The 13847-nt window shown below is 63.3% G+C and carries 13 protein-coding genes; 7 read left to right on the top strand and 6 right to left on the bottom strand.

Annotation, left to right across the window (positions count from 1 at the left end; translation table 11 throughout):
• Positions 1-174: 174 nt before the first annotated feature.
• From AC1Q6C_RS12725 to cofC, 3 genes are read right to left on the bottom strand one after another with little or no spacing between them, the layout of a single operon-like run.
• Positions 175-1101 (bottom strand): bifunctional NUDIX hydrolase/histidine phosphatase family protein, encoded by a 927-nt coding sequence (locus AC1Q6C_RS12725; RefSeq protein WP_230359755.1) that lies wholly within the window; start codon positions 1099-1101, stop codon positions 175-177.
• Positions 1102-1118: 17 nt separating this feature from the next.
• Entirely contained in the window at positions 1119-3362 is a 2244-nt protein-coding gene (locus AC1Q6C_RS12730) for an RNA degradosome polyphosphate kinase (protein ID WP_003942685.1), read from the bottom strand.
• Between the two features lie 51 nt (positions 3363-3413).
• Positions 3414-4163, bottom strand: a complete 750-nt coding sequence (gene cofC / locus AC1Q6C_RS12735) for a 2-phospho-L-lactate guanylyltransferase (protein WP_080552786.1) — start codon at positions 4161-4163, stop codon at positions 3414-3416.
• 126 nt (positions 4164-4289) lie between these two features.
• Between cofC and AC1Q6C_RS12740 the strand changes: the two genes are divergently transcribed.
• The 3 genes from AC1Q6C_RS12740 to AC1Q6C_RS12750 all read left to right on the top strand — a co-directional run bounded on the left by AC1Q6C_RS12740 (position 4290) and on the right by AC1Q6C_RS12750 (position 7614).
• A complete protein-coding gene (locus tag AC1Q6C_RS12740) occupies positions 4290-5288 on the top strand; it encodes an NAD(P)H-dependent glycerol-3-phosphate dehydrogenase (protein WP_116056874.1) in 999 nt (332 codons plus the stop codon).
• On the top strand, positions 5285-6436 hold the full coding sequence (locus AC1Q6C_RS12745; RefSeq protein ID WP_050656648.1) for a cystathionine gamma-lyase: 1152 nt from the start codon (positions 5285-5287) through the stop codon (positions 6434-6436). Before AC1Q6C_RS12740 ends, AC1Q6C_RS12745 begins: the two co-directional genes overlap by 4 nt.
• A gap of 71 nt (positions 6437-6507) precedes the next feature.
• Positions 6508-7614, top strand: coding sequence for a D-alanine--D-alanine ligase family protein (locus AC1Q6C_RS12750; protein WP_039973089.1), 1107 nt, complete (start codon positions 6508-6510; stop codon positions 7612-7614).
• On the opposite strand, the gene AC1Q6C_RS12755 is transcribed toward AC1Q6C_RS12750, so the two are convergent.
• Positions 7615-8307, bottom strand: coding sequence for a DUF3515 domain-containing protein (locus AC1Q6C_RS12755; RefSeq protein ID WP_230359756.1), 693 nt, complete (start codon positions 8305-8307; stop codon positions 7615-7617).
• A 77-nt stretch (positions 8308-8384) separates the two neighbouring features.
• Here AC1Q6C_RS12755 and AC1Q6C_RS12760 point away from each other — a divergent pair, with 77 nt between their 5' ends.
• Genes AC1Q6C_RS12760 through AC1Q6C_RS12770 form a run of 3 tightly spaced genes read left to right on the top strand, consistent with a single transcriptional unit; the run spans position 8385 to position 10618 of the window.
• On the top strand, positions 8385-9416 hold the full coding sequence (locus AC1Q6C_RS12760; RefSeq protein WP_080726669.1) for a thiamine-phosphate kinase: 1032 nt from the start codon (positions 8385-8387) through the stop codon (positions 9414-9416).
• Between the two features lie 9 nt (positions 9417-9425).
• On the top strand, positions 9426-9947 hold the full coding sequence (locus tag AC1Q6C_RS12765) for a gamma carbonic anhydrase family protein (RefSeq protein WP_003942761.1): 522 nt from the start codon (positions 9426-9428) through the stop codon (positions 9945-9947).
• Positions 9947-10618, top strand: a complete 672-nt coding sequence (locus AC1Q6C_RS12770) for a uracil-DNA glycosylase (protein ID WP_042450832.1) — start codon at positions 9947-9949, stop codon at positions 10616-10618. The genes AC1Q6C_RS12765 and AC1Q6C_RS12770 overlap by 1 nt, the downstream gene beginning before the upstream one ends.
• A gap of 66 nt (positions 10619-10684) precedes the next feature.
• Here the strand turns inward: AC1Q6C_RS12770 and AC1Q6C_RS12775 are convergent, their stop codons facing one another.
• On the bottom strand, positions 10685-11479 hold the full coding sequence (locus AC1Q6C_RS12775; protein WP_019747947.1) for an enoyl-CoA hydratase-related protein: 795 nt from the start codon (positions 11477-11479) through the stop codon (positions 10685-10687).
• 131 nt (positions 11480-11610) lie between these two features.
• Positions 11611-11802 carry a 50S ribosomal protein L28 gene (rpmB, locus tag AC1Q6C_RS12780; protein ID WP_003942669.1) on the bottom strand — a complete coding sequence of 64 codons (192 nt, stop codon included), beginning with the start codon at positions 11800-11802 and terminating at the stop codon, positions 11611-11613.
• 333 nt (positions 11803-12135) lie between these two features.
• On the opposite strand from rpmB, the gene AC1Q6C_RS12785 reads away from it, so the two are divergent.
• On the top strand, positions 12136-13845 hold the full coding sequence (locus tag AC1Q6C_RS12785; protein ID WP_003942755.1) for a DAK2 domain-containing protein: 1710 nt from the start codon (positions 12136-12138) through the stop codon (positions 13843-13845).
• Positions 13846-13847 lie beyond the last annotated feature (2 nt).

Raw genomic sequence — 13847 nt, forward strand, 5'->3', positions numbered from 1 at the left:
AAATCATTAGCGTTGGGGGGAAAAACCCGAGGAAGGAAGAAAAAGAGGTACAGCCGCGGACAAGATCCGCGGCTCCACCTCTTTTTTGCTGTCTGGGAGAAGTGTGAATTCTCCTGCGTTTCAGTGCTTTGCAAAACTACCGAATCGAGCTGGGTGTCGGTTGGTCCAAATCCCTCAGGAGTTGGCGACTTTGGGGAGCGGGCTGTCGAGGTGATCCGCGGCTACCAGACGGCCGTCGAGGAACGAGAGCACCCAAGTGCTCGCCTTACGGTTGCGCGCCGAGGGCAGTGTTACACCGGCCGTATCAGCCCACCAGCGCATTAAATCGGGGATGACGCCTCCTTGGCTGCAGATTGCGGGAGTGCCCTCCAGCGCGGCGATCTGCAGCGCACGCGCCCTGGCGGCGTCGGGATCGGCCTCGTAACCTTCTTCGGTCAGAAGAGGTTCCGTCGAAATCTCTACACCCAATGCCTCCGCCAATGGCATCACAGTGTCGATGCAGCGCGTACGGTCAGCCGCGAAAACCGAATCGGCTCCGAAGATTTTCAGCTGTTCGACCAAGGCGGCGGATTGCTCTTTGCCCTTGGCGTCGAGTGGACGCAGATTGTCGTCGCCCTTGTATCGCTTACGGCTTCCAGCTTTTGCGTGGCGGACGAGTAATACCGTTTTCGTGTCAGGCCGAAGGGAAACGAAGCGGCGAAGAATCATTCGATCCATCGGGTAGGAAAGATGATCGGCGACCTCGGTGACCGGAAGCCAATAGAGAACATCCACTTCGCTATTCGGCCCGAAATCTCCGTCCACTGCTTCGGCCGACCAGTATTCGACCCGTTTGAGTTTGCGATGTCCCGGGATCGGGTACGTCACGCCACCGAGGTGCCTTCCGAAACGTCCGGTGATCGAGGTCTCTTCGCGGACCTCCCGAACTGCTGCGGTCAAGAAGGTCTCGCCGGGATCGAGCTTTCCTTTGGGGAATGACCAGTCGTCGTACTTCGGTCGATGTACGACGGCGATCTCGATGGCGGAAGGATCCTGAGGAGCCTTCCGCCACAGAACCGCGCCTGCGGCAAAGATGTTGGCTTTGACCGGCTTGTCGTTCATTGTGTGATCCGAGCCCGTCAAGACCCGCTGGCGGTGCGGCTGCGCATCAACGACTGTTGATGCTCACGTACGTCCTCACCGCGTTCGGGGGCAGCGACCCAACTCCCGTCCGGATGCAGTACCCAGCAGCGAGTTCGGGGATCGAGCGCGGAGTCGAAGATGTCACCGAGTTGCTTCGACAGTTTCGGGTCCTTGACCTGCACCATGACCTCGACGCGGCGATCGAGGTTGCGGTGCATCATGTCTGCGCTGCCGATCCAGAATTCGTCGGCCGAGCGGAAATGGAACATTCGCGAGTGTTCGAGGAAGCGTCCGAGAATGGAACGTACTTCGATGTTTTCGCTGAGGCCGGGAACGCCCGGCTTGAGCGCGCAGATTCCGCGGACCACGATCTCGACGGGGATACCGGCCTTGGATGCGCGGTACAACGCGTCGATGACCTGCTCGTCGACCAATGCGTTGGCCTTCAAGCGGATACCGGCATCGCGGCCTGCGAGCTTGTGAGCGATCTCGTTGTCGATCCGCTCGATGATCCCGCGGCGAACCCCGTACGGCGCTACGAGAAGGTTGCGGTAGCTCGTCTTTCGGGAGTATCCGGTCAGCGAGTTGAAGAGGTCGGTGAGGTCTGCACCGATCTCCGGTGCTGCGGTGAGCAATCCGACGTCCTCGTACATGCGCGCGGTCTTCGGGTTGTAGTTGCCCGTGCCGATGTGGCAGTAACGACGAATGGTCGAGCCCTCTCGTCTGACGACGAGGCACGTCTTGCAGTGAGTCTTGAGACCGACGAGACCGTAGACGACGTGAACGCCGGCCTGCTCGAGTTTGCGTGCCCACTTGATGTTGGCCTGCTCGTCGAAGCGGGCCTTGATCTCCACCAGCGCGACAACCTGCTTGCCCGCTTCGGCGGCGTCGATCAGTGCATTGACGATGGGGGAGTCGCCGGAAGTGCGGTACAGGGTCTGCTTGATCGCGAGCACCTGCGGGTCGGCGGCGGCCTGTTCGATGAAGCGTTGAACGCTTGTGGAAAACGAGTCGTATGGGTGGTGGACGAGCACGTCGCCTTCGCGCAGGGTCGAGAACACGCTCTTCGGAGTCTCGCGTTCACCGAACGCCGGATGCGTCGCCGGGACGAACGGAGCGTCTTTGAGAGCGGGGCGGTCGACGGCGTAAACCTGCCAGAGGCAGGACAAGTCGAGGAGACCGGAAACCTCGATCACGTCGGCCGGATCGACGTCGAGTTCACGCAGAAGCAGTTCGAGCATGTGCTCGGTCATGTCGTCGGCAACTTCGAGGCGAACGGGTGAACCGAAACGACGACGCGCCAATTCACGTTCGAGTGCCTGCAGCAGATCCTCGTCCCGATCTTCTTCGACCTCGAAATCGGCGTTGCGTGTGATTCGGAAAGCGTGATGTTCGACGATTTCCATTCCGGGGAACAGCACGTCCAGATGAGCCGAAATCAGTTCTTCCATCGGGAGGAAAGAATCGATGGTGGACGAAGATGTCGTGCTCTTGACTCGCACGAACCGGCCGACGTTGTCGGGAACCTTGACGCGAGCGAAGTGTTCGCCGCGGGTGACGGAGTCCTTCACTGTCACGGCGAGGTTGAGGCTCAGTCCGCTGATGTAGGGGAACGGGTGGGCGTGATCGACTGCCAACGGCGTCAGTACCGGGAAGACCTGCTCGTGGAAATGCGCCGAGAGCCGGCCGTGATCGTCGGCACTGAGGTCGGCCCATCGAACGATTGAAATGCCTTCTGCCGCCAGGGCAGGGCGGACCGAGTCGAGAAACACGTGTGCGTGCTTGTCGGCGAGTTCCTGGGTGCGACGCGCGATGAGCGCCAATTGTTCGCGTGGGGAGAGGCCGTCGGCGGACCTGACCGACAGTCCCGTCTCGTCGCGGCGCTTGAGTCCGGCGACCCGGACCATGAAAAATTCGTCGAGATTGGAAGCGAAGATGGCGAGGAACTTTGCGCGTTCGAGCAACGGCAGTGACTCGTCGGCGGCCAATGCGAGAACACGGGCATTGAAATCGAGCCAGCTGAGTTCGCGGTTGAGGTAACGATCCTCGGGAAGTCCGACGAGCAATTCGGGTAGCTCTGCCTTGGTAGCTGCAGGGGGAGCGCCCGGGATGTTGGTGGCGACCGCGACGGCCTGAGATCGCGGCGAGGTGGCCGCGCCGTTCTCGTGCCGGCCGGAGCTGTGGTCTCCGTCCGACTGGTCTTCGGAAATACGGTTTTCGAGTGCTTCGCCATTGCTCACTCGTCGATCATCCCCCACAATCGCGCGGTCCGACAATCGATGAAAGAAAATTCATCGACTGTTCGACGGCGTGGCCTTGAGTCTGGTCAACGAAGCCGATGTCGCGGGGCCTACTCCCAGTGCTCGCACAGTGCCGAGATCGGCATGGGTGTCGACGTCGGTGCGCAGTCCCGGCCATTGGCCGTTGAGTGGACGAGCACCTGAATTGGCATGTCCAAGTGCGGATTCCGGCCCGAACCGAGGGTCGAGCGCGCTTTCGCCGCACGCAAACAATGCGGAAGTGCCGGTGCCGTGGTGATCGACGACGACTGAACGTCCGCCGCTTCGGGCCGCGGCCACGGCCTCCGTCAGTTCGCTCGGTTGCATGGCGGGCAAGTCGGCTTGCAGCACAACGAGGTCGACCACTCCGCGCTTGGCTCGGATATCGGCGGCCGCTGCACTCAACGCCGCGTTGAGGGTTTCCTCCGTGCGCGGTGTTGCGCCGTTGGTTCGGGCGCCGTCGGGAGCTGGATCGGCGTAGACCGTCACGCCGACGGAATATGCAAGGGCGGCAACGGTGGGGTCCGGGGTGACCACTGTGACGCTGTCGATGGCCGAGACGGCTGCAACTGTGGCGAGGGTGTCGTGAAGCATGGCCAACACGAGGTCTGCACGCGCGTCCGAGTCGAGTTCGCCCGCGAGGCGGGACTTGGCCGATCTCAAGGACTTGACGGCCACTATCGCATGCATGGGGCGTTCGATCTCCGTGCGCGCATGCGGTGTCTCCACGGCGTGTGGGTACGGGGGTTCCGCGCTGTCCATCCCTCGATCTTGCCAGTCATCACGCTCGGTGTCCGCGGCTGCCCACCGCAGTGCACCACAGGCGATACTCTGTGCAGACGATTTTTCTGGCGGCGACCCGCTTCGCCGGGTAGACGGGGTGAGCGTGTGAGTAAGGCAGCTGTATTGGGCGCAGGTTCGTGGGGAACGGCGTTGGCGAAGGTGATGGCCGAGGCCGGAACCGACGTGACGATGTGGGCCAGGCGTGAAGAGGTCGCGAAGCGCATCGACACCACGCACGAGAACAGCGACTATCTGCCAGGCATTGCTTTGCCTTCGTCGATTCGCGCGACCCACCACCACGAGGAGGCGATGGCAGGTGCTGACTTCATCGTGCTGGCGGTTCCCTCGCAGTCGCTACGAACAAACCTGGAGCAGTGGAAAGGCTCGATCGGGCCCGATGCGACTCTGCTGAGTCTGGCCAAGGGAATCGAGACCGGGACGCTCATGCGGATGAGCCAGGTCATCGTGTCGGTGACCGGCGTGGAACCGGGGCGCGTCGCGGTGCTCTCGGGCCCGAATCTTGCACACGAGATCGCCGGCGGGCAGCCCGCGGCGACGGTGATCGCCTGTTCGGATTCCTCGCGTGCCCTCGCTCTCCAGGATGCTTGTGCTACCGGCTATTTCAGGCCGTACACCAACTCCGACGTCATCGGATGCGAGATCGGTGGTGCGTGTAAGAACGTGATCGCGCTGGCCTGCGGCATGGCCGCCGGCAGTGGATTCGGCGACAACACGGTCGCCAGCATCATCACCCGTGGGCTCGCCGAGACGATTCGTCTCGGCGTTGCGCTCGGCGCCAAGGCGTCGACTCTTGCAGGCTTGGCGGGTGTCGGTGACCTGGTAGCGACCTGCACGTCCGAGTTGTCGCGAAACCGGACGTTCGGAGAGCGGCTCGGACGAGGCGGGTCGATGGAGTCGGCACAGAAGGCAACCAACGGTCAGGTCGCCGAGGGCGTGAAGTCGTGCACGTCGGTACGCGCACTCGCTGCCGGATACGACGTGGAGATGCCGTTGACCGACGCGGTCCACCGGGTGTGCCACGAAGGCATGGCCGTCAGCGATGCGATCGGTCAGTTGCTCGGACGCCGGACGAAGCCGGAATGAGTGAAATCGGTGTGGGTCGCTTCGAGGATTACGGGGATTCGACGCGCAGCGTGAGCGCCGTCGCGCGCGAACACGCCGCGGGTCAGCCCATGCAACTGGGCCCGATATTCGCTGCGCCGTACCAACTTTCGGCGGACGAAGGTTCCGAGTCCGATACCTATGCACGTGCGTCGAACCCGGGTTGGCGCGGACTCGAATCCGCGCTCGCGGCGCTCGAGAGAGCGGACCACGCCCTCGTCATGGGATCGGGGATGTCCGCGATCACCGCTACCTTGCGCAGCGTCCTCGTCGCGGGGGATACCGTCGTCGTGCCCTCGGACGGGTACTACCAAGTGCGGTTGTACGCGAACGAGCGCCTCGCGCCGTTGGGAATCACCGTTCGCGAGGTTTCGACTCTGCAGATGGGCGACGCGAGCTTCGTAGATCTGCTCGACGCGTCACCGGGCCGCGTGGTCGTCGTCGCCGAGACGCCGTCCAACCCGGTGCTGGACGTGGTCGACCTTCGCGTGCTCGCCGACGCGTGCCACCGTTCGGGTGCGCTGCTGATCGTCGACAACACGACCGCGACACCGCTGGGTCAGCGCCCGCTCGAATTGGGTGCCGACGTCGTGGTGGCCAGCGGTACCAAGGCTCTCAGCGGGCACAGTGACCTCCTGATGGGTTACGTCGCCACCTCCGATGCGGCAGTGAGTCGGCGAATCGAGCGTGAGCGACTTCTCTCGGGAACGGTGCTCGGCCCCTTCGAGACGTGGCTTGCGCACCGGAGCCTCGGCACGGCAGGCCTGCGATTCGGGCGTCAGTGCGACAACGCGCTGGCGCTTGCCGAGATGTTGGTAAATCACAAAGCAGTCCGGTCCGTTCGTTACCCCGGCCTTCGCGGTGACCCGTCCTATGCAACGGCATCCGGTCAGATGAATCGATTCGGCGGATTGGTGAGCGTCGAGTTGGATTCGGCTCAGGCCTTCCACTCGTTCGTCGAAGCGAGCGCTCTCGTCACGGCTGCTACCAGCTTCGGCGGGATCCACACGACGGCGGATCGCCGTGCGCGCTGGGGCGATCCGGTCAGTGCGGGGTTTGTCCGAATCGCTTGTGGCATCGAGGACACCGCCGATCTCCTGGCCGACATCGAGCGCGCACTCGACGCGTAAACGGGCCGGGTCGACGAAATCGGTCCGGCCCGATCGCGTGCCGCAGTCGATTCGGCGGTACGGTTTGACGCGTGAACAGCAGCCGTACCCGCGTGGCCGTGATCTTCGGTGGCCGGAGCAATGAGCATTCAGTGTCCTGTGTTTCCGCCGGAAGCGTCCTGAGCAACCTCGACCCCGATCGGTACGACGTCGTACCGATCGGCATCACCGTCGACGGTTCCTGGGTGCTCGGTTCGAGCGACCCCAGTTCCCTCGCGATCAGCGGGCGCGCGCTGCCGTCGGTCGACAAAGACGGAACGTCGGTGGTCCTCAGCGCGGACCCCACCCGCGAGGGCGAGGTCATCTCCTTCGACGGCTCCGACGCCGGTGCTGTGCTCGCGTCGGTCGACGTCGTGTTCCCCGTTCTTCATGGGGCTTACGGCGAAGACGGCACGATTCAGGGTCTGCTCGAACTTGCCGGGGTTCCGTACGTCGGACCCGGAGTTCTGGCCAGCGCCGCCGGCATGGACAAAGAGTTCACGAAGAAGCTTCTTGCTGCTGAAGGACTTCCCGTTGGAGTGCAGGTCGTGCTTCGGCCGGGAACCGCAACGCTGACCGAAGAGCAGAAGGCGGAATTGGGCCTTCCGGTTTTCGTCAAGCCCGCTCGTGGAGGCTCGTCCATCGGCATCACTCGGGTGAGCAATTGGGACGGTCTGGACGGGGCGATCGCTCATGCACGCCTGCATGACCCCAAGGTGATCGTCGAAGGCGCGATCATCGGCCGCGAGGTGGAATGCGGCGTCCTCGAATTCCCGAACGGCGACGTCAAGGCGAGTGTGGTCGCCGAGATCCGGATGCCGGATTCCGACGCCGATTCGGACGCGTTCTACGACTTCGACACCAAGTACCTCGACGACGTCTGTGAATTCGACATCCCCGCGAAACTCGACGAGTCGGTGAGCGACCAGATTAGGGAGCTTGCTGTCCGCGCGTTCAAGGCACTCGATTGCCAGGGACTCTCGCGGGTCGATTTCTTCGTCACGGCTGACGGCCCGGTGATCAACGAGATCAACACGATGCCCGGGTTCACTTCCATCTCGATGTACCCGAAGATGTGGAACGCCACCGGAATCGATTACCGCACTTTGATTTCGACTCTGGTCGACACCGCCATCGCTCGCGGCACCGGCCTTCGCTGATCAGGGAACCGCGACCGGCGCCGGGTCGAGAGGCTTCTGTTCGAGGGTCGCCGTGATGGTGTCGGAGATTTCCTGAATCGGCGTCGGACCGGTCCCGTCGGGGATCGTGATACCGATGTATTCACCGCGGTCTACGGCAAACCAAGTGCTCGCCGCCAAACCGATGTCGGTTCCCGAGACCTGGAACCACTGGACACCGTTCACGACCTGTAGTGCTGCAGCCTGGTCGAACTCGGACGGACGGTCGAGTCCGCAACGCAAGACGATCGGCTCTCCTTCGCTGCGCTGCCACGCTGCCGCACCGGCCGGAGCAGGTTCCACCAATTCGGCTTTCGTGAAGTCGTCGATCTTGTCGGGGAGCGCGCCGAGAAGGGAAACGCAGGCCGGCGACTCCGCTGCCGGTGCCGGTACGGGTCCCAATGCAACCGGCGAGAGTTCAGGGTTGTTTCCCGCGACGACGGCCGCGATCACTACTCCGACGATCAGGGCTACCGGGAGTGCGATGGCGGTGGCGATCAGCGCCGGACTGCGGCGCTCTGACGGATCGTCGTCGCCGTCGGGGTCGATGTCGGCGTTGTCTGCGGTGGAGGTGTTTTCTGCCATGCTCAGTTCTTCGCTCGGGTCCTGGTCCAGTCGATCAACGGTCTTGTCACTTCTGAGAGCATGTCGGTGAATCGGTAGGATTGCCGACACACGCGTGAGCTTGCAGAAGCATTCACGACCACAGCTAGAAGGTACCGCAGGCCGCTTACGAGCGAATTGCGTCGGCATTGGAGAGACTCATCGCATCATCGGAGTTCACTGCATCATCGGAGTTCGGGTCGGAGCCCACTGTCGAGCAGGTGGGGGAGTTCGACGTGATCGCGCGATCTCTTCTCGGCCGAATCCAACCGGTCACCACTGAATTGGGGCCGGGTGACGATGCCGCCATCGTGACTTCCGGAGACGGCCGTGTGGTTGTCTCGTCCGACATGTTGGTCGAAGGTCGACATTTCCGAATGGATTGGTCTTCACCACGCGACATCGGCCGGAAGGCAGTGGCACAGAACGCTGCTGATGTGGTCTCGATGGGAGCGCGGCCGACGGCCTTCACGGTGTCTCTGGGGTGCCCGCCTTCGACACCCGTCGACGTGGTCGACGCAATCTCCGCGGGAATCTGGGACGCGGCAACCGATCTGGGCGCCGGTGTGGTCGGCGGTGACCTGGTCCAGTCACCGGTGATCGTGGTGTCGGTGACCGTGCTCGGCGATCTCGGTGGCCGTGCGGCAGTTCTGCGTTCGGGAGCAAAGATCGGTGACAAGATCGCGGTCGCCGGGTTGTTCGGTTGCTCGGCAGCAGGGTTGGCACTACTGCTCGACGAAGCCGTACTGCTCGACAAGCCCGCAAACTTTCCAGATTTGCTTGCCTCCCATCGCGTTCCGAATCCGCCGTATCAATCGGCATGGGACGCCGCAGAATCAGCACATTCCATGACGGACGTGTCCGACGGATTGATCGCGGACCTTCGACATCTCGCAGAGGCCTCGCACGTGCGGTTCGACATCTTCTCGGCTGCGGTTCCGACCTCACCGGATGTCGCATCGGCGGCCGAGGCGCTCGACGTCGATCCGCTGGACTGGATCCTCTCCGGTGGTGAAGATCACGGATTTGCAGCAACTTTCGGGCCTGAGGTCGAGATTCCGTCGGGTTGGATCGTGATCGGTGAGGTTGCCGCCGGTTCGGGCGTGAGCGTCGACGGTTCGCTTCGCGAGAGCGGCGGGGGCTGGCACAGCTTTTCGACCACCGGTACCACCGCGGTATAGGTTGCTTTCATGGCTGTATACGCACTTGGAGACAGAGTTCCGGACATTCATCCGGACGCATACGTCCACCCGGACGCGGTGGTGATCGGCGCCGTGACTCTCGCAGCGGGTACCTCGATCTGGCCGCAAGCGGTATTGCGTGGTGACTACGGAACCATTTCGGTGGGAATCGGATCGAACATCCAGGACGGAACCGTCATCCATTGCACCGCCGTCGATGCGACTGTCATCGGTTCCGGTTGCGTCGTGGGCCACAACGCGCACATCGAGGGATCGACCATCGAGGACCATTGCCTGATCGCGTCGGGGTCAGTTGTTCTCAACGGAACGGTGATCGGGACGGGGTCGATCGTCGCCGCTGGTGCGGTGGTGGCCAACAAGATGCAGGTTCCGCCGCGCAGCATGGCACTCGGTGTCCCCGCCAAGGTCCGTGCGGGATACGAGGTTCCGCTCGGTCACCTCGACGGCAACGTCAAGATGTACGCAGCCAATGCGGCGTACTACCGCGACGCGTTGCGCAGGCTCGACTGATGGCGCCGCTTGCAGAGATCGTCGACCCAGGGTGGGCGCGAGCACTCGAACCGGTGTCGGAGCAGATCACCGCGATGGGTAAGTTCTTGCGCGAAGAGATCGCTGCGGGACGGGAGTACCTACCGGCGGGGGAGAACGTCTTGCGTGCGTTCACGAACCCTTTCGAGGACGTTCGAGTGCTCATCGTCGGTCAGGACCCTTATCCGACGCCCGGTCACGCTGTCGGGTTGAGCTTTTCGGTTGCACCGGACGTGCGGCCGGTTCCGCGAAGTCTCGGCAACATCTACAAGGAGTATCACCAGGATCTCGGGTTGCCGATACCGCCGAACGGCGATCTGACGCCGTGGTCGAAACAAGGTGTGCTGCTTCTCAATCGCGTTCTCACCGTGCAGCCGGGTCAAGCCGCTTCTCATCGTAAGAAGGGCTGGGAGCCGGTGACCGAGCAGGCTATCCGCGCTCTGGTCGCGCGGTCGTCGCCGATGGTGGCGATCTTGTGGGGTCGTGACGCGGCCACTCTCGCGCCGATGCTCGGCGACACACCGATCATCGAATCCGCGCACCCGTCACCGCTTTCGGCCTCGCGTGGCTTCTTCGGTTCGCGCCCCTTCAGTCGTGCGAACGAACTCTTGACCGGACTCGGAGCCGATCCGGTCGACTGGAATCTGGGCTGATCGAACGGTGTCTGCACGAACCGGCCTGCCGAACGTCGAGTCGCGACGTTCGGCACGGCAGTTCGACTAGGCCTGCTTTGCGGAAGTGAAATCGGGGCGACGCTTGTCGACGAATGCGTCGACACCCTCGCGCCCGATCGGGCTGTTCGCCGCGAGGGCGATGGACGCGGCTTCGGCGTCGAGTTGCTCGGCGAGCGAGTTCGTCCGCGACGAACGCAGCAGTGCTTTGATTCCCGAGTACGACGTACTCGGTCCGTTGGCCAGAGCGCGGGCGAGGCGAGCTGCCTCTTCTTGGACCTCGTCGTCACCGACGAGTCGGGTGAGGATCCCCAGGCGGACGGCTTCGTCGCCACCGATCACCGAATCGTTGAGAAGAATCTCGCGAGCGCGTGCCACGCCGACGATGCGTGGAAGCGTCCACGACATTCCGCCGTCCGGGGTGAAACCGATGGAGGGGTACGCGGGGCGAAGCTTGGTGCCGGTGCCGCCGATTGCGACGTCGGCGAGGCAGACCAGGCTCATTCCGGCGCCGGCAGCCCATCCGTGGACCCCGGCCACCACTGGAGCGGTCGCAGCGTCGAGCGCGCGAACGAACACGTGGAAGACGCGGGCAACCTCGGCCACGTACTCGCCGCGGTCAGGGGCTGCGGCGAACGCACGGACGTTGCCGCCGGCACAGAAGTTTGCGCCTTCGCCGACCAGAAGGATGCTCCCGATGTCGTTTCCGACTGTCTCGAGCGCCTGCGCGCCCTGAACCAGTCCTTCGTCGTCGAGGGAGGTGCCGTTGGCGGCGGTGGAAATGGTGATGCGGAGTACGCCCTCGTCGAGGGTCACTTTGCTCAGGTCATCGATGGAAGTCACTCAACGCACATTACGGGTGTCCGACAGCCATACGAAACACGGGGACACATAGATACAGCCACATAGATACAGCTCTGCCCCCGTCACCGAAGTGACGGGGGCAGAGCCTGCAATAGTTTGTGCTCGGGCAATCAGCCCCGAGCGACCTTGCCTGCCTTCAGGCAGGAGGTGCACACGTTGACCTTACGGGTGTTACCCGGGGCAACCTCGGTACGAACAGACTGAATGTTCGGGTTCCAGCGACGATTGGTACGCCGGTGCGAGTGCGAGACCGACTTACCGAAGCCGGGCCCCTTGGCGCATACGTCGCAGACGGCAGCCATAGTCGCGAACTCCTTGTTAGAAATGAATATTGAAGTGGTTACCCTACACGGTAGGGCAGCCAGAATTACAATCCGAATATACTCGACTTCGAACCGATCCTTGACCGCTCACTGTGCAGTCGAACGTGAAAACAGTCAATCAGCAACAAACAAAGTGCAGCATTATTTCGTGTAGCCCGTTCGAGGCAACCGTGTAAGAGTAACCGCTTCCGGCCCGAATGGCCAAACCGCCCGGTAATGACGGTTGCGCAGAAGCGTCGGACTACCCTCGACTGCACCGATCACCGATCTCTTTTTCATCGTCAGTCTTTCCATCGTCGAGGGGAACCGTCAGTGGGGGAAGTGCAACGCGTCGCCGAGGAAGCGGAATCCGTCGCGGACGGACATCTGCTGCGGCGCTGGGCCCGCCGGGCGGTCGACAGCCTCCAGAAACGTCGCGGTGAGATCAACAGCCTCAACGTCTTTCCCATCCCTGATTCGGATACCGGCACCAATCTGCTGTTCACGATGCGGGCTGCACTCGATTCCGCCGAGACGATCGAGGACGACGTCCGCAGTGCGGGCCGCGTCGCCAACGCTCTGGCTCGGGGCGCCGTGTCCGGTGCTCGCGGTAATTCCGGAGTGATCCTCTCCCAGGTGATCCGGGGCATCGCCGAGAGCGTTCAAGGTGAGCACATCGACGGCCGTAGCTTCGCGAACTCGCTGACCACGGCGACGACGCTGGCCTCTCGGGCTGTCTCCGATCTGGTGGAAGGCACCATCGTCACGGTATTGCGCGCATCGGGAGAAGCAGCGCAGGAGTGCGTCGACACCAGGACACCGAGCGGCGAGGATCTTGCATCCGTGGTTGCCGCCGCTGCCGACGCCGCTGCGGTCGCACTGAACAAGACGCCGGAGCAACTGGACGTTCTCGCGTCCGCCGGGGTGGTCGATGCCGGGGGATTCGGTCTGGTTCTGATCCTCGACGCTTTTGTCGAGGTGCTGACCGGGAAGCCGCAGGTTCGCGAAGATCTGGGGACGCCGGACCCGAGGTCGAGCGCAGTTGTCGACGTCAGCGCATTCGATCACGATTGGGCTCACAAGAGCCCGATCGAATGTGGTGATCACTCGGAACAGGATTTCGAGGTCATGTACCTCGTCGACGACTCCGACGACGATCGCATGACGGCGCTGCGCACGCGGCTGTCCGTCCTCGGAGATTCGACGGTCATCGTCAGCGACGGTTTCGGCGGCTGGTCGGTGCACGTGCATTGCTGCGATGCCGGTGCAGCCGTGGAAGCCGGCCTCGAGGCCGGGAAGGTGCACGGTATTCGCATCAGCAGTTTTCTCGTCGACGAACGCGACCAGTTGGTGGCACGGGCGGAGAGGCGATTCCCCGGGGCCGGCGCGCGCGGCGTACTGGCCGTCGTTGCCGGTGACAGCGCGGCGGCGTTGTTCGAGAGTGAGGGTGCGACGGTTCTTCGGTGCGACGATGCGCCGGTGACACGCGCACAACTGCTCGGCCGCATTCGTCAGATGGAACGCAGCGAAGTTCTGGTGCTTCCGAACGGAGCTTTGACCGCTCAGGAACTCGTCGCAGTCAGTGCCGCTGCACGCGATCCGCTTCACCAGGTTCTGCTGCTGTCGACGTCGTCGATGGTCCAGGGCCTGGCAGCACTTGCCGTTCACGACCCTCAGCGCAACGTCGCCGACGACGGCTTCACGATGTCCGAGGCGGCGGCCGCCACGCGCTGGGGATCGTTGCGGATCGCGGTCGAGCGTTCGCTGACCTACGTCGGGACATGTGATCCGGGTGACGCGATCGGTCTGATGGGGCACGAGGTGGTGCTCATCGGTCCCGACGTCGCGGAGTCGAGTGCGCGACTGGTCGACCTCGCGCTCGGATCCGGCGGCGAACTCGTGACCCTACTCATGGGCGCAGACGCGCCGGACGACCTGGCCGGGCAGCTCGAGGCGCACGTCGTCGCGCACCACCCGGGCGTCGACGTGCTCGTCTATCAGGGTGATCAGCCGGGTGACCTGTTCCAGTTGGGTGTGGAGTGATC

Source organism: Rhodococcus sp. MT28, assembly GCF_058792695.1.